The 14,551-nt window shown below is 59.1% G+C and carries 16 protein-coding genes; 3 read left to right on the top strand and 13 right to left on the bottom strand.

All coding sequences use genetic code 11. From position 1 onward, the window contains the following. Positions 1 to 47: 47 nt before the first annotated feature. Both ACR0E2_RS04115 and ACR0E2_RS04110 read right to left on the bottom strand, forming a co-directional pair. A complete protein-coding gene (locus ACR0E2_RS04115; protein ID WP_152458172.1) occupies positions 48 to 692 on the bottom strand; it encodes an SDR family NAD(P)-dependent oxidoreductase in 645 nt (214 codons plus the stop codon). A 42-nt stretch (positions 693 to 734) separates the two neighbouring features. Continuing rightward, positions 735 to 983, bottom strand: a complete 249-nt coding sequence (locus tag ACR0E2_RS04110; RefSeq protein ID WP_480445311.1) for a hypothetical protein — start codon at positions 981 to 983, stop codon at positions 735 to 737. On the opposite strand from ACR0E2_RS04110, the gene ACR0E2_RS04105 reads away from it, so the two are divergent. Beyond that, positions 982 to 1,257 carry a hypothetical protein gene (locus tag ACR0E2_RS04105; RefSeq protein WP_480445309.1) on the top strand — a complete coding sequence of 92 codons (276 nt, stop codon included), beginning with the start codon at positions 982 to 984 and terminating at the stop codon, positions 1,255 to 1,257. The genes ACR0E2_RS04110 and ACR0E2_RS04105 overlap by 2 nt on opposite strands. Before the next feature lie 24 nt (positions 1,258 to 1,281). On the opposite strand, the gene purF is transcribed toward ACR0E2_RS04105, so the two are convergent. The 5 genes from purF to ACR0E2_RS04080 all read right to left on the bottom strand — a co-directional run bounded on the left by purF (position 1,282) and on the right by ACR0E2_RS04080 (position 6,952). After that, on the bottom strand, positions 1,282 to 2,805 hold the full coding sequence (purF, locus tag ACR0E2_RS04100) for an amidophosphoribosyltransferase (protein WP_171639384.1): 1,524 nt from the start codon (positions 2,803 to 2,805) through the stop codon (positions 1,282 to 1,284). Between the two features lie 642 nt (positions 2,806 to 3,447). After that, positions 3,448 to 4,041 carry a CvpA family protein gene (locus tag ACR0E2_RS04095; RefSeq protein WP_152458169.1) on the bottom strand — a complete coding sequence of 198 codons (594 nt, stop codon included), beginning with the start codon at positions 4,039 to 4,041 and terminating at the stop codon, positions 3,448 to 3,450. 40 nt (positions 4,042 to 4,081) lie between these two features. After that, complete coding sequence (gene radA / locus ACR0E2_RS04090; RefSeq protein WP_480445307.1) at positions 4,082 to 5,446, bottom strand: DNA repair protein RadA; 1,365 nt, start codon at positions 5,444 to 5,446, stop codon at positions 4,082 to 4,084. Between the two features lie 121 nt (positions 5,447 to 5,567). Continuing rightward, positions 5,568 to 6,350: a DNA repair protein gene (locus ACR0E2_RS04085; RefSeq protein WP_480445305.1), complete on the bottom strand. Its 783-nt coding sequence runs from the start codon at positions 6,348 to 6,350 to the stop codon at positions 5,568 to 5,570. Positions 6,351 to 6,499: 149 nt separating this feature from the next. Further along, the gene (locus tag ACR0E2_RS04080; protein ID WP_224852706.1) at positions 6,500 to 6,952 is read right to left on the bottom strand and encodes a paraquat-inducible protein A; all 453 of its coding nucleotides are present in this window, start codon (positions 6,950 to 6,952) and stop codon (positions 6,500 to 6,502) included. Between the two features lie 102 nt (positions 6,953 to 7,054). On the opposite strand from ACR0E2_RS04080, the gene ACR0E2_RS04075 reads away from it, so the two are divergent. Then, positions 7,055 to 7,483: an acyl-CoA thioesterase gene (locus ACR0E2_RS04075; protein WP_152458165.1), complete on the top strand. Its 429-nt coding sequence runs from the start codon at positions 7,055 to 7,057 to the stop codon at positions 7,481 to 7,483. Here ACR0E2_RS04075 and ACR0E2_RS04070 read toward each other — a convergent pair. Genes ACR0E2_RS04070 through alr form a run of 3 tightly spaced genes read right to left on the bottom strand, consistent with a single transcriptional unit; the run spans position 7,480 to position 10,036 of the window. After that, complete coding sequence (locus ACR0E2_RS04070; protein WP_480445304.1) at positions 7,480 to 8,226, bottom strand: ABC transporter ATP-binding protein; 747 nt, start codon at positions 8,224 to 8,226, stop codon at positions 7,480 to 7,482. The two genes, ACR0E2_RS04075 and ACR0E2_RS04070, sit on opposite strands and share 4 nt — an antisense overlap. Beyond that, on the bottom strand, positions 8,223 to 9,005 hold the full coding sequence (locus tag ACR0E2_RS04065) for an MlaE family ABC transporter permease (RefSeq protein WP_152458163.1): 783 nt from the start codon (positions 9,003 to 9,005) through the stop codon (positions 8,223 to 8,225). The genes ACR0E2_RS04070 and ACR0E2_RS04065 overlap by 4 nt, the downstream gene beginning before the upstream one ends. Continuing rightward, the gene (gene alr / locus ACR0E2_RS04060; RefSeq protein ID WP_480445303.1) at positions 9,002 to 10,036 is read right to left on the bottom strand and encodes an alanine racemase; all 1,035 of its coding nucleotides are present in this window, start codon (positions 10,034 to 10,036) and stop codon (positions 9,002 to 9,004) included. The genes ACR0E2_RS04065 and alr overlap by 4 nt, the downstream gene beginning before the upstream one ends. Before the next feature lie 239 nt (positions 10,037 to 10,275). On the opposite strand from alr, the gene ACR0E2_RS04055 reads away from it, so the two are divergent. Continuing rightward, a complete protein-coding gene (locus ACR0E2_RS04055) occupies positions 10,276 to 10,815 on the top strand; it encodes a GNAT family N-acetyltransferase (protein WP_480445301.1) in 540 nt (179 codons plus the stop codon). Positions 10,816 to 10,861: 46 nt separating this feature from the next. On the opposite strand, the gene ACR0E2_RS04050 is transcribed toward ACR0E2_RS04055, so the two are convergent. The 3 genes from ACR0E2_RS04050 to ACR0E2_RS04040 form a co-directional block, all read right to left on the bottom strand. Then, on the bottom strand, positions 10,862 to 11,908 hold the full coding sequence (locus tag ACR0E2_RS04050; protein ID WP_480445299.1) for a Hint domain-containing protein: 1,047 nt from the start codon (positions 11,906 to 11,908) through the stop codon (positions 10,862 to 10,864). Between the two features lie 122 nt (positions 11,909 to 12,030). After that, entirely contained in the window at positions 12,031 to 13,521 is a 1,491-nt protein-coding gene (locus tag ACR0E2_RS04045) for a replicative DNA helicase (RefSeq protein ID WP_171167861.1), read from the bottom strand. A gap of 225 nt (positions 13,522 to 13,746) precedes the next feature. Beyond that, positions 13,747 to 14,427 carry an orotate phosphoribosyltransferase gene (locus ACR0E2_RS04040; RefSeq protein WP_480445298.1) on the bottom strand — a complete coding sequence of 227 codons (681 nt, stop codon included), beginning with the start codon at positions 14,425 to 14,427 and terminating at the stop codon, positions 13,747 to 13,749. Between the last annotated feature and the right edge of the window lie 124 nt (positions 14,428 to 14,551).

Genomic DNA, 14,551 nt, shown 5'->3' with positions numbered 1-14,551 from the left:
TGGCCAAAAATATCCCCGCCGGAGGCATGGCCCGTCAGGGCCATTTCCTAAAGCAGCGCCAGGATCCGCGCAGCTTCATCTGCGGTGCTCGTCAGTGCATCGCGATCTTCGCCCGGGTGGAACCGGGCACGCACGGCGGTCGGCATCGGTGCTGGTTCCACGATCGAAACGCGCGGACCGGTGCGTTCGGTCTCGGCCGCCCAACTGCGGGCCAAGGCCATTTGCGCGGCCTTGGTGGCACCATAGATGCCATAGAACTTCTGACCGGCTTTCGGGTCATCGAAAAACACCGCGTGGCCGTTTTCACCCAGCAGGGGCGAGACATATGGGATCAGAACCGAGGTTGCGTTTGCATTCGTGTTGACTGCCTTGGTCCATTCCTTGGGGTCGACGAAATGTACCGGCGTCAGCGCCGAGGTGTGAACGGCCGTATGCAGCCACAAATCCACCTTGCCCCAACGGTCATGGATCCCGCGGCACAGGGTTGCCATCGCGTTCGGATCGGTGATGTCCATCGGTGCCAGCGTGGCAGAGCCACCCTTGGCCTTGATGCGATCGTCCAGTTCTTCCAGCCCGCCAGTGGTCCGGGCGACGGCGACGATGTGGTATTCGGGCGCCAGCGCTTCGGCCAGGGCAGCGCCCAGCCCGCGCGAGGCCCCGGTTATCAGGGCGATTTTGGTCGTATCGGTCATGCCTGCGGTTTGAACCCCCGCGCGCGGGGCGTCAAGATGTGATCAGCCGCCGGGGATGGCGATACGCCGGGTCTGGCCGCTTTGTCGCAGCATTATGCCATGCTCATCAATCGCGACTACTGTGCCCGAGGCAACGCGGCTTCCGGGTTTTACTTCTTTCACGCGGCCTGATGTCAGTCGCATCAGGGCGCGCATATCCGCTTTCGGCCCGAATACGCCCAGAACCGAGACGGAATTCTTCTTCAGCGCGCCCCGCTGTGTGGCCGCGCTTTGGACTTTGGCGTTTGACATGATCCGCGGACCGGGCCGTGGCCCGAACCCCTTTTTGAGTGAGTGGTCGCGGCCAGATAGCAAAACGCTCAAGCGAACAAAAGCGCTGCACGGACAGGTGTCATCACGATTTGGCGCCCTTGAAAAAAGCCCTTGTGATTGCGTGGAATTCGCCGACTGGTTGTGGCAAATTTCCACTCATCCACATCCCATGACAGCAATCAGGCCGGTCGACAGCTATCGGCTGGCCAGGATGTTCCGCCGTTTTGATTCGCTTTTCAGAACGGAAAACTGACTGTGTCAGTCCCGTTTCGTCCGCTCAGCCCGAGGCCAGTTTCGCCGCGTTCCAGGACCCGCCCGGAACCTGCATGTCGGCGCGCTTCTGGCTGACACGGCTGCTGTTCTCCAGATTGTCCAGATAACCTTCGCTGACGCTGCCCGTGATGTATTTGCCGTCAAAACAGGAACAGTCGAAGGCTTCGATCTCGGGATTGCCCTCCTTGGCGGCCCAGATCAGATCTTCCAGGTGCTGATAGAACAGGGCGTCGGCACCCAGTTCTTCGCGGATCTCTTCGATTTCCTTGCCGTTCGCGATCAGCTCGGCCTTGGTAGGCATGTCTATACCGTAGACATTGGGGTATTTCACCGGCGGCGAGGCGCTGGCGACATAGACCTTCTTGGCCCCGGCATCGCGGCACATCTGAACGATCTTCTTGATGGTGTTGCCCCGTACGATGGAATCGTCGATCAGCAGAACACTGTGGCCGTCGAATTCCAGCGGCACGGCATTCAGCTTGCGGCGGACGGATTTCTGCCGTTCCGCCTGACCCGGCATGATGAACGTACGCCCGACATAACGGTTTTTCACCAGCCCTTCGCGATAGGGGATGCCGGTGATCTTTGCGGCTTCCAGGGCCACGGGGCGGGCGCTGTCGGGCACCGGGATGATCCGATCTATTTCCAGCCCTGAATCCTGAATCTGTTTCGCCAGCGTCTGGCCCATGCGCATCTGCGTCTTGTAAACCGAAACACCGTCCAGCAAAGAATCCGGGCGCGCCAGGTAGACATACTCGAATATGCAGGGTGTCAGCTTGCCTTCGACCGCCTGAAACTCGTGCATGTTGCCGTCCAGATCGATCAGGATCGCCTCACCCGGGCGAAGATCACGCAGCTTTTCAAAGCCGTTGATGCCAAACGCCACGTCTTCCGACGCAAAGGCATAATCATCACCGTCTCCGTCCACTTCGCGTTTGGCGACCGAAAGTGGGCGAATGCCAAACGGATCGCGAAAGGCCAGCATACCGACACCCGCGACCAGACAGATCACGGAATAGGCGCCCTGAACGCGTTCCATCGTCATCTTCACACCGGCAAACAGATTGCGGATGGGTTCGCCGTTGCCATTAACCTTGATCGCGTCCGCCACTTTGTCGGCCAGCACGTTCAAAAGGATTTCAGAGTCTGACGTGGTGCGCAGGTGACGGCTGTATTTGCCGGTAACCTTTTCGCGCTGCTCAGCGGTGTTGGTGATGTTGCCGTTGTGAACCAGATAGATGCCGTAGGGGGCGTTCACGAAAAAGGGCTGCGCCTCGGCCGCGCTGAGGGACCCCGCCGTCGGATAGCGCACATGCCCCATGCCCACGCGCCCCAACAGGGTTTCTGCATCCTGGGCGTTGAACACATCCTTGACCAGACCGTTGGCCTTCTTTTCGCGGAAGAATTCGCCGTTATAGGTCACGATCCCTGAGGCATCCTGACCCCGGTGCTGCAACATCAGCAGCCCGTCATAGATTTCGGCAAACACATCATGTGTCCGGCTTGCGATTCCCAAAATCCCACACATTTACGGGGCTCCAACTTCTATGACGATTTGACCAGAGGGTTGACCGCCGTTCGGCTTCGGATCCTCTGCAAGGCGCGCGCGGTCGGTTTGGTGGCAGGCGACAACGACGCCAACAGGGCGACCATCACAACGACCAGCGCGCATTCGAACAGAAAGAACAAGATCGGTGGCTCCGATTCCGTGGCGGGTTGGCCTCCACATAATGCCTAATGGCGTGGCTGTCATCAAAGGATCACACTCACCTATTGCCGCAGGTCGGGGTTTCGCGGATCGGGGCAGGGTCAGGAAGGAGATGACATGTGCAATCATATGTGCTGTCATGCCAATTAATATGTGCAAGTCAGGATGGGTGAAGCACGCAAAGGGCCGGAATGTGGCAACATAAACCTCAAAAGAAGCAGGAGCAGATCAAGCAACGGTGCCACAGGTGCCGGGGAATGGGCCGGGCGCCCTGTCAGATCTGCAACGGGGCGGGCGAAGTTGTCAAAAGCCGGGATATTCTTGGCAAACCGATCTCCAGCCGGTGCGACGGGTGTTTCGGGCTGAAAACGATCCGCTGTACGGTTTGTGGCGGGGAAGGGTACATTTGAATCGAAAAAGCCCGGACAGTGCCGGGCTTTGATCACGCAATGCACCCTGACTTTACCCGTCAGCTGGTGCCGTGGTTTCGGGTTGTTCGTTTCCTGCCGTGCAGCTGGCGACAAGTTCTTCGTATTGTGCAGTCACCCAGCCCAGAGCGGCTTCGGGGTTTTGCTCTTCAATCTGGCTGCTGAACTGCTCGAATACCTTGGCCGAGCGGCTTTCGTCTACGATTGTATAGGACTGGCCAGTCATGACCGTGTCATAGACAAAGAAGGCGATTGCAACCAGCAGAATGCCGCGCGCGATGCCGAAGAACAGCCCCAGCGCCTGATCCAGGCCGCCCAAAGCCGAGCGCTGGACCAGCGACGAAAACAGCGGTGTGAAAATGCTGACCACAATCAAAGCCAAGGCAAAGACGGCTGCAAAGCCGGTGATCACCGAAAGTTCACAGCTGTCGCGCAGGAAATCTCCGACCACCGGGATTTCTTTGACCAGCGGTACAGCCTGTGGGGCAAAGATGAATGCCAGAACGGCCGCCGCGACCCAGCCTGCAATGGCCAGAACTTCGCGCATGAAGCCACGTGAGTAGGCCAGCAAGCCCGACAGCACGATGATCAGGGCGACGACCCCGTCAATTATTGTAAAACCTTCCATGGCCCTCGCCTGTTCTTTTTCTGCCCCTCGGGGCGCGACTTTAACCTGCTCCGAAGGTTTCGCCAACAAACCCCACCAAATCAGAGGGTCGGGTGAGTGTCAGACCTGCCACAGTGCCGGTTTTGCCACCAGCCGGAGCAATTGCCGACGTGAAACCAAGTTTTTGCGCTTCTTTCAACCTGTTTTCGGTCTGTGGGGCCGGTCTAAGTGCCCCGGACAGCGAGATTTCTCCGAATACGACCGTGTCGGCGGGCAAGGCTGTGTCTTCGCGGGCACTCAGAAGGGCGGCGGCCACAGCCAGATCGGCGGCGGGTTCGCTGACCTTCAGACCTCCAGCAACGTTGAGATAGACGTCGAGCCCGGCAAAAGGAATGCCGCAGCGGGCCTCGAGCACCGCAAGGATCATTGCCAACCGCCCGCTGTCCCACCCAACAACGGTGCGGCGGGGCTGTGAGTGGGGCGAGGGTGCGACCAGAGCCTGCAATTCGACCAGTACGGGACGAGTGCCTTCAATGCCCGCAAAAACAGCAGAGCCGGGGCTTGGCCTGCCACGTTCGGACAGGAACAGGGCCGAGGGGTTGGTCACTTGGGCCAAGCCCTTGCCGGTCATCTCGAACACGCCGATTTCGTCCGCTGGGCCAAAGCGGTTCTTGACCGCGCGCAGGATACGGAACTGGTGGCCGCGCTCGCCCTCGAAATAAAGGACGGTGTCAACCATGTGTTCGACCACACGAGGGCCCGCGATCTGGCCTTCCTTGGTGACGTGGCCAACCATGATGATCGAAACACCGTGCCGTTTCGCAAACGTGGTCAGTTCATGGGCCGCGGCCCGGACTTGTGATACGGAACCGGGTGCGCTGTCGACATTGTCTGCCCACATCGTCTGAATCGAATCGATGATGGCCAGGCCCGGTTTTTCGGCTTCCAGCGTCGTGAGGATGTCGCGCAGGTTGGTTTCGGCGGCAAGTTGAACGGGGGCGTCCTCAAGCCCAAGACGGCGGGCGCGCATACGCACCTGTGCGCTGGCTTCTTCGCCCGAGACATAGATGGTTTTCACGCCCGCACGTGCGAAACGCGCTGCGGCTTGCAGCAGCAGGGTAGATTTCCCGATGCCGGGGTCTCCGCCCACCAACAGGGCGGAGGCCGGGACCAGCCCGCCGCCCAAGACGCGGTCCAGTTCCTCGACCCCGCAGAGGGTGCGGGGCGGCGGTGTTTCCTCGGTGGACAAATCCGCGAGTGCGATGGACTGGCCGCGTTTGCCGCCGAGGGATTTTCTGGCCGGGCCAGTCGATATGGGCGCGTCCTGAACAATGGTGTTCCATTCGCCGCAACCGTCGCAGCGTCCGGACCATCTTGTATGCGTCGCACCGCAGGCCGAGCAGGAGAAGGATGTCGTCTTTGCCATGACGCACTTGGTGCCCGAGCTTGGGCGGTTCTTCAAGCCCTTGCGGGCTTTCCTCACCGCCGATGGCGCGCTGCGGCCTCAGGCCCGGTTGGGCCATCGCCCGAAGCGGGCGCTGGCGCGCCTATTCCGCCGGTCGAAGGGGCGACATTGCAACCACGCTGGACGCCTTTGAGGAGCCGTTGTTGCGCGGTGTGTGCAGTTGGGTCGACAATTCGGGCAGAAGCTCGAACAACTCATCCCGCAGGCGGGTAAGTTGCGACCTGGCGATCGTCTCTTCCATTTCCACATCCCGCGTCCATTGGCGCAATTCGTTCTGGATGACCTGCGCCTCTTCCAGACGTTGTTGAAACAGTTCGATCTCTTCCTGTCGCTGTTGCAGGAACATCCGCGCGCGTTCGACTTGCGCATCGCCATAGGTCCGGGCCAGTTCCTGACTGATCTGGCTCATCTGCGCGGCCAGTTCCAGGATCTCGGGCTCGAGCGATTGCAGGTCGGGGTGCTGGCGCAGAAACCCCATGCGTTCCTTGACGGCGTCAAACTCGGACGACATCACGAACAGCCCGCCGCGATCGGCGGCATGGGCCATTTGATACGCGTCCGCGATGTCATGCATATTGAGCGCAAATTTGCGGTGGCTGTTTTCCAGCGCCATCATTCGGGCATTTGCCGGCAGGTAAAACGCCAGCATGAGAATCAGCGCTGTAAGGCCAATCTGGATGAACATGCCGGCATCCTTTGCCGGTGCCTCGCCAAATCCGGCCTGCATTGAGAGCCAGGGCAATACGCCAAAAGCGGACAACAACGTGGCTGAAACGGCCAACAAGGCCGCCAAACAGATCAGGACAAAAGTCAGTCTTAAAAAGGCATTCTGAAATTGCAATGTAATACTGTGGAGGGCGGCCATGATCGTCGAACTCCTTCTCAAACCGGTACACACCGGGCCGAAGCGGAAGGTAATCTAACGATTGCGTGCGATCCGCTGCGGACCCGAAAACTACAAAACACTGTTGCTCGAAATATAAAGATGATACTTAGGTTTGTGTTTTCAATCAATTAGGTCTGAGCTTTTCGTGAAGTGGATGTCATCTCTGTAATATGGCCAAGCACGATCGACGCCAAAATGCAGGCCGTGAACAGGTAGAGACCCCATGCGGTCTCAACGGTGGCGTATGAGATTCCCTTGGCCAATGTGATGTAAAGCGCGATCAAGAAAATGTCGGCCATGGCCAGCTTGCCGAGGATGTTGAGCGCAGGTTGGACGCGGGCATCCAGCAGGTTCCATTGGATCAGCGCGGTGCCGATGGTTTTGATGTAAGGGGCGAAGAGGGCGAAGATGGTGACGATCAGCGCAAGGAAGACGTCGGATTTCCACAAGGATTGCAGCCCGGTGATGACACTGATTTCGCTGAGGCCGAAGATCGGCAGAAACCCCGCGCGCATCAGCGGGGCGAACCACGCGATGGGGTAAAGGATCAGGAGGGAGAGGGTGGCGAGGCGGAGGGTCATGACTGGGCGTCTAGGTAAGATTTCGAAATTTGCGGCGATGATTTGATATGGTTACCTTAAACCAGCACTCGCCACTGAGTTATTTTTAGACGGGGAGGAATGATGTCGGGTTTTGTGGCCTTCAAGTCAATTGTCGATCCATCGGACTGTGATTTTCTGGGGCATATGAACGTGTCCAAGTATTTTGCGGCATGTTCGGATTCCGTTTTTGCGTTGCAGGCAGAGTTGGGGCTGACGTCCGAAGACATGCGGTCAGGAAGAAAGCTATCCTTTGCGGTGGTCCATGCAGAAAGCAATTTCCTTGCGGAGTTGAGTGCCGGCGAGGCGATCCAAATGGAAAGCGAAATCCTGAAAGTAGGAACGAAGTCCATGACTTTCAGCCACAAATTAGTTCGAGTGATGGACGGTGAGACGACATTTTCGACCGTTTTTAAATGCGTCTTGCTCAACCTGCAGACAAGGCGCGCCGAAGCTATTCCTCAGGACGTTATCGAACGCTCGGCAAAGTGGCTGGCAAAGAGCGAAGATTAACGCACAGCCTCAATCGGCCCCTCTGCACTCCCGCTGATGAACTGCTCGACATAGGGATCACCCGAGGCATCCATCTGGCTGACCGGGCCGGTCCACTGGATGACGCCTCCGTGCAGCATGGCGACGTTGTCGGCAATCGCGCGGACCGAGCTCATGTCGTGGGTGATGGTCATCGCGGTGGCGCCCATCTCGGTCACGATCTCGCGGATCAGGTCATTGATGACGCCGGACATGATCGGGTCGAGGCCGGTGGTGGGTTCGTCGAAAAAGATGATTTCGGGCTCGGCGGCGATGGCGCGGGCAAGACCCACGCGTTTTTGCATGCCGCCTGACAGTTCCGCCGGAAAGCGGTCGGCCACGTCGGATTTCAGGCCCACGCGGCGCAGTTTGTCGATGGCGATCTCGCGGGCTTCCTCGATTGGACGTTTCAGAGAACCACGCAGCAGGCGGAAGGCGACGTTCTGCCAGACGGTCAGTGAATCAAACAGGGCCGCGCCCTGAAACAACATCCCGAACCGGGCCAGAAAGGCATCTCGGTCGCCCTTGCTGGCGTCTTTGCCGTCCACATAGATCATGCCGCGATCGGGTTTGATCAGGCCCAGAATGCATTTCAGCGCGACCGATTTTCCGGTGCCCGAACCGCCGATGATGACCATCGAGGTGCCTTTGGGGATCTCAAGGTTCATGCCTTGCAGCACGTGGTTGTCACCGAAGGCCTTATGTACGTTCTCCATCCGGATCATAGCGAGAAGAATACCCCCGTGAGAACGAAGTTTGCGGCCAGGATCAACACCGCCGCGGCCTCGACCGAGCCTTTGGTGGCGCGGCCCACGCCTTGTGCGCCACGGCCGGAATTCATGCCGTAGTAACAGCCCATGATCGCCGCGATCAGGCCAAAGGCCGCGCCTTTGACCAGCGACGAGACGATGTCGCGTGTTTCAAGGAAATCGACCGTGTTTTTCAGATAGGCGGCCGGGTTGAAGCCCAGGTTTTGCGTGGCCACGGTGTAGCCCCCGGCAATTCCGATGATGTCACCCACTGCCACCAAAGCCGGCACGGTGATCAGGGCGGCCAGAACCCGCGGGGCGGTGAGGTATTTCATCGGGTGGGTCGACAGAGTGACCAGCGCGTCGATCTGTTCGGTCACTTTCATCGTGGCGATCTCGGCCGCGATGGATGAGGTCACGCGCGCGGCAATCATCAGGCCGACCAGAACCGGGCCGAGCTCTCGTACCATACCGATGGCGACGATCTGGGGCACCACCGCTTCGGCGTTGAAACGCGCGCCGCCAGCGTAGATCTGCAACGCCAGCGCACCGCCGGTGAAAATCGCGGTAAGGCCGACGACCGGCAGGGACAGCCAGCCGATGTTCAGCAGGGCCATGCCAAATTCGCGCGGATAGAAGGGGGGGCGCAGAATGTGCGAAATCGCATCAAGTGCGAACAATGCCACCCGGCCAAAGGCCGCAAGCAGGCTCAGAACTGTGCGGCCCAGACCTCCGAGCGCGGTGAGCGGGTTCATTCCACATAGCCCCGCGAATAGCGATTGCCCATTGATGTGAGGATTTCATAGCCAATTGTCCCGGCAGCTTCGGCCAGGTCATCGACGGTCTGATGGCCATTCAGGATACGCAGGCGTTCCGGGTCTTTGGGCAGGTCCGTGACGTCCACCGTGATCAGGTCCATCGAGATACGGCCAACAACCGGGCAGGGCTGATTGCTGGCGAAGGCGTCGATGCCGCCCCCGATGGCGCGATGCAGGCCGTCAGCATACCCGGCCGCGACGGTGGCGATACGGGACGGCCGGCGCGCCACCCAACTGTTGCCGTAACCAACGGTTTCGCCCACGGCCAATCTGCGCACCTGAATGACAGGCAGATCGACGGTGACAACGGGTTTGGCATCCGCAAAGGGCAGGCCGCCATACAGGCCGATGCCCGGGCGGCAGAAATCGAAATGGAACTCGGGCCCCAAAAGCAAACCGCCGGTCGCAGCCAGAGAACGCGGCGCGGCGATACCGTCGGTCATTTCGCGGAAGGTTTTCAGCTGCTGGCGGTTCATCGGATGGTCCGGCTCGTCCGAGCAGGCCAGATGAGACATGACAACGGCCGGGTTCAGGGCCTCGGCCCTTGGGCGCAGTTCGGCCCAGTCGGCGGGTTCCAGACCCAGCCGGTTCATGCCACTGTCCAGCTGAATGCCAAAGGGACGGTCGGGCAGGGCCTCCATATGGCGCTGATACTGCTCGCCCGAGTTGATCAGCGGCGTCAGGTCATTGGCGCGCAGAAGGTCTGTGTCGCCCTCCATATGGCCGGAAAAGACAAAGATCATCGGGCCGGGGCCGACCGCCTTGCGGACAGCGGCGCCTTCTTCTGCGGCTGCCACAAAAAACTTGCGAACGCCTTCCTCGGCCAGCGTATCGCTGACGGGCCCGGCACCCAGCCCATAGGCATCGGCCTTGACCACGGCGCCGGTTTCGACCCCGGTTTTCGCGTCGAGCGCCCGCCAATTCCTGGCGAGCGCCTGAAGATTGATCGTCAAACGTGCAGTACTCATGGCACTGTTCATGACATTGCGCCGTCCAAGGTCAAGAGGGAATGGCGCATTTACCTGTCGGTTTATGTTGGTGTTTGGTCTGTTGTTACGGAAAACACCAAAAAAAAGAAGAAATGGCAGCATTCCGCCATGGTTGCAGGTTTTGGGGATTGTCTTCACATCAACGTTAAAGCGATCCTGGGAACCGGATCGTTCGGTTCCGGCAAAGACCGGGCGCAGCGTCAACTCATGAGGGAGCCATGGATTTTTCTACCGGTTTGACCCGGGACCCGTCAGAGATCATCCGTCTTTTTGCAGACGTTTTTTTCGCATCGGAAGGGCCAGAGGAAGGGGCGGCAATAGGTGCATTCGCACGTGAATTGCTCAACAGCACGCCGCCTGAAGATATCCTGGTGTGCACGGCTCAACACGATCACGAGCTGCTTGGCTGTGCCATCTTTTCCCGGATGACGTTTTCGCAGGATACGCGCAATGTGTTCATACTCTCGCCGATGGCCGTGCAAACGGGCAGGCAAAAAACAGGTATTGGACAGGCGCTGATTTCCTATGGTCTGGATCGCTTGCGGGCGGCAGGTGTGGATGTGGCACTGACCTATGGCGACCCGGCCTATTATTGCAAAACGGATTTTGTGCAGATCACCGAGGATACTGCCCAGCCACCGCTGAAACTAAGCCATCCGCACGGCTGGTTGGGACAGGCGCTGGACGGTTTTGACCTGAAACCGCTGAAAGGCCCGTCGCGATGCGTTTCCGCGCTGAACAATCCGTTGCTGTGGTAGGCGGGATCGGATTTTTCGCTTTGGTCGATGGCCTTGGTTCCACAGCCTAGAACAGGGCCTCATCTATGATCGCCTTGCTGTTCCGGACATGTCGGGCCACCAGCTTTTTCTGTCGCCTTCCGCTGGGGATATAGAAGGCAGGGTCCATATCCTTATTGCAGTTGAGATCGGGAAAAATCTGCAACAGCTCATGCAACGCTTCGGGCGGAAGGGATTTGAGGGCTTCGGGGCCGGTGAACAGGCTTTCACTTGGCGCGCCTTCGGCAAAAAGAACCACGTGACGGTCACAGACAACGTGATGATAAACCACCTGCGTCGCATCGTAATCCACGTAAACGCCCGGCAGGTCTGTCAGCCGGATGGCCGAGACCAAAACGTCCCTTGTGTCGAACATGCGCTGCGCGATGTCCGATCGGACCAGCATTCTGTGCTGTCGCGAAACCGTCAGGTCTCGGCGGGGCAGGCCGTGCCCCAGGGCGCCGGCCGTAATGCGGACTGGGCGCAGTTCGGGTGATTTCAACAGATCGGCCTGGCGCAATGACCGGGACAGAACAAGCCGAACGGTGGCCGCGCTGCCTTCGGTCGTCATCACTTTGTCACCGGGGCGGATATCCTGAACGCTGATTTCGCCACGGTCCGTCAGGATCAGGGTGTCCGAAACGAAACAGGGGGCGCCGGGGCTGGGATTGGGATCCTCAACAAAGTTCACTCCGTCCTTCGATGACAGAGACGCGGTATCGTCCGTGCCGTTGCTGCCGATCTGGGTCGAGGTCTGGCCGCTGGCCGGCCCCTGTGTCGCAGTCACCTGCGAGTCAAAGGATACAAAGCTGAGAACCGAACCATTGTCCGAAAGAGAGACCGCCCCAAACCGGTTGATGCGCGCCGAAATCACGTAATAGTCGAACCCGCCCACAGTGGTCATCGTTCCATTGTCGACATCCGTCGAACTGCGCACCGAGCCATTGGGGTTGTAAACATCGACCTGCAAGCCGGTGACGTCGGTTCCGGTCGGAACCCGGATTTCAATGAAATCTCCGTCCGGAGCAAAGTTCGGGCCGTTGCGATATCTTATTTCCGATATGATCGCGGGCAAATCAGTGGGTCTCCGGGCGGGTTTGGCGCGTTGGGTTGAACGTCACCGTCACGTTAACACCGGGCAGGAAAAACACCAAAGGGCTTGGCGTTTCATATCTGGGGCAGGTGTTCTGTCCGCGATCAATAACCCTCGATTTCACCACCCTGTTGCCAGGGCTTGACCAGATTGCCAAAGCGGGTGAATTGGGCTTCGAACGACAACTCGACCGTACCGATGGGTCCGTGACGCTGTTTGCCGACAATGACTTCGGCCTTGCCGTGCAGACGTTCCATCGCCTGTTTCCACTCTTCCATCTTTTCCAACTCGTGATCGCCGGGCTTTTCGCGCTCTTTGTAGTATTCCTCGCGGAACACAAACATCACAACGTCGGCGTCCTGCTCGATCGAGCCGGATTCGCGCAGGTCGGACAGCTGCGGGCGCTTATCGTCGCGGTTTTCCACCTGCCGCGACAGCTGTGAAAGCGCAATGACCGGGATGTTCAGTTCCTTGGCGATGGCTTTCATGCCCATCGAAATCTCGGCGATTTCGTTTACCCGGTTGTCGGCCATGCCCCGGCAAAGCTGTAGATAGTCGATGACCAGCAAGTCCAGCCCGTGCGTTCGTTTCAACCGTCGTGCACGGGCGGCAAGTTGCGAGATCGGCAAGGCAGGGGTGTCGTCAATAAACAGAGGACAGGCTTCCAGCTCTTTCGCCGCATCCACAAAACGACGGAACTCGGCCTCGGTCATGTCGCCCTGACGGATTTTGTGGCTGGAAATCTCCGAGGCTTCCGCCAGAACCCGGCCCGCAAGCTGTTCCGCACTCATCTCGAGTGAGAAGAAGCCAACAACGCCGCCATCGACCGCGCCTTCGCTGCCGTCAGGCTTTGTGCCACGCTTGTAGGCCTTGGCAACGTTGAAGGCGATGTTGGTCGCCAGCGAGGTTTTACCCATGGATGGACGCCCGGCCAGAATGATCAGGTCAGACGGGTGCAACCCACCCAATTGCTTGTCCAGATCGGCCAGACCGGTGGAAATTCCGGCCATGCCGCCGCCGCGCTGGTAGGCCTCGTTGGTGACGTTGACGGCTTCGGTAACAGCCTTGAGGAAGGACTGAAAGCCTTGCTCGGTCTGGCCCTGCTCGGACAGCTGATAAAGCTGCTGCTCGGCCTCGACGATCTGTTCTTTCGGCTCGCTCGAGACATCGACCCGCGCCGCTTTGTCCGAGATGTCGCGGCCCAGCCGGATCAGCTCGCGCCGGATGGCAAGGTCATAGATCATCTGGGCATAGTCGTGCACCGCGAATGCGCTGATCGAAGCGCCGGCCAGTTTGACCAGATAGGCGGGACCGCCCAGTTCCTTCAGGCCCTCATCCTCGGCCATGAATGATTTGAGCGTCACGGGCGAGGCAAGCGCATTCTTTGCAATGCGGGCCGAGGCCACTTCGTAAATCCGGGCATGGACCGGATCATAGAAATGTTCAGCCCCGATGATCGAGGCGACCCGGTCGTACAGGTCGTTATTGGTCAGGATCGCACCCAGAAGCTGCTGTTCGGCCTCAATGGAATGCGGCATGGTTTCGGCGTTCTGAATCTGTGCCGCTGCCTGCTCGATACTGCTGATCTCGTTCATTTTATCCCCGCTGCCCGTTCCGAGGTTCTACACGCGAAACGTCACCGCAAGCTATCTGGAAATACCTGTGACTAACTTGGGGTAAAGCCTAGGGATAACTTTCCAGACCGCTTGGATGCCTGCATATGCATCGCTTATTATGTAGGAATTGTCGGAAAAGTCACCACATATCGTGGCGACCTGCCCGATTCTTTCGGGTTTATCCCCAATCCTTCCACAAGAGGTTTACGCTGGTTTATTGGCCTCTTGCCATCCACGCGGGTCGTTCAGGAAAGCTTCGACACCATCAAGTGTTTCCTGATCAAAGGCTTTCTGTGCCTTGGCCTCTGCCAGAACATCCCACCATGTGCAGAGCGAGTGCAGCTTGACGCCATGATCACCCAGCGTTTTCTCGGTCTCGGGGAAGATGCCGTAGTAGAAGATGACGGCGGTGTGCCCGCAGTCGGCACCGGTTTCGCGGATCGCATCGACAAAGGACAGTTTCGAGCCGCCATCAGTGGTCAGGTCTTCAACCAGCAACACACGCTCACCTTCGCTCATCGCCCCCTCGATTCGGGCGTTGCGGCCATAGCCCTTAGGTTTCTTGCGCACGTAGGTCATGGGCAGAGCCATGCGCTCGGCGACCATGGCGGCAAAGGGGATGCCCGCCGTTTCCCCGCCTGCGATGTTGTCGAATGCCTCAAAGCCAGCCTCCCGCATCACCGTGACGGTCAGGAAATCCATAAGGGTCGAGCGGATACGCGGATACGAGATCAGTTTGCGGCAGTCGATATAGGTCGGGCTGGGCAACCCGCTGGCCAGCGTGAACGGTTCCCGCGAGTTGAAATGCACGGCCTTGATCTCCAGCAGCATCCGTGCAGTCAGCCGGGCGATTTCGGTGCTGTCGGGAAAAGAACTGGGGATCATGGCGCAAACCTCGGGGCTGAAAACACGTTGCGGGCTGATAGCCCGACCCTTGGGCCGGAGTCGAGAGGGATTGGGCAAAAGAAAAGCGGACCCCCAAGAGGTCCGCTTTTGCCCGTACGGGCGA

The sequence above is a fragment of the Ruegeria sp. A4 genome (assembly GCF_056543025.1).
Note: the sequence above shows the minus strand (reverse complement) of the source record. Positions and strands in the feature narration are given on the sequence as shown.

Bases quoted from the DNA above. Each gene is read 5' to 3' on its own strand.
- ACR0E2_RS04085 (WP_480445305.1), bottom strand. From the start codon at position 6,350: ATGGCCGCCCTCCACAGTATTACATTGCAATTTCAGAATGCCTTTTTA.
- ACR0E2_RS04070 (WP_480445304.1), bottom strand. From the start codon at position 8,226: ATGATCCGGATGGAGAACGTACATAAGGCCTTCGGTGACAACCACGTG.
- ACR0E2_RS04115 (WP_152458172.1), bottom strand. From the start codon at position 692: ATGACCGATACGACCAAAATCGCCCTGATAACCGGGGCCTCGCGCGGG.
- purF (WP_171639384.1), bottom strand. From the start codon at position 2,805: ATGTGTGGGATTTTGGGAATCGCAAGCCGGACACATGATGTGTTTGCC.
- ACR0E2_RS04110 (WP_480445311.1), bottom strand. From the start codon at position 983: ATGTCAAACGCCAAAGTCCAAAGCGCGGCCACACAGCGGGGCGCGCTG.
- ACR0E2_RS04065 (WP_152458163.1), bottom strand. From the start codon at position 9,005: ATGAACCCGCTCACCGCGCTCGGAGGTCTGGGCCGCACAGTTCTGAGC.
- alr (WP_480445303.1), bottom strand. From the start codon at position 10,036: ATGAGTACTGCACGTTTGACGATCAATCTTCAGGCGCTCGCCAGGAAT.
- ACR0E2_RS04095 (WP_152458169.1), bottom strand. From the start codon at position 4,041: ATGGAAGGTTTTACAATAATTGACGGGGTCGTCGCCCTGATCATCGTG.
- ACR0E2_RS04045 (WP_171167861.1), bottom strand. From the start codon at position 13,521: ATGAACGAGATCAGCAGTATCGAGCAGGCAGCGGCACAGATTCAGAAC.
- ACR0E2_RS04040 (WP_480445298.1), bottom strand. From the start codon at position 14,427: ATGATCCCCAGTTCTTTTCCCGACAGCACCGAAATCGCCCGGCTGACT.
- ACR0E2_RS04105 (WP_480445309.1), top strand. From the start codon at position 982: ATGATCCGCGGACCGGGCCGTGGCCCGAACCCCTTTTTGAGTGAGTGG.
- ACR0E2_RS04075 (WP_152458165.1), top strand. From the start codon at position 7,055: ATGTCGGGTTTTGTGGCCTTCAAGTCAATTGTCGATCCATCGGACTGT.
- ACR0E2_RS04055 (WP_480445301.1), top strand. From the start codon at position 10,276: ATGGATTTTTCTACCGGTTTGACCCGGGACCCGTCAGAGATCATCCGT.
- ACR0E2_RS04080 (WP_224852706.1), bottom strand. From the start codon at position 6,952: ATGACCCTCCGCCTCGCCACCCTCTCCCTCCTGATCCTTTACCCCATC.
- radA (WP_480445307.1), bottom strand. From the start codon at position 5,446: ATGGCAAAGACGACATCCTTCTCCTGCTCGGCCTGCGGTGCGACGCAT.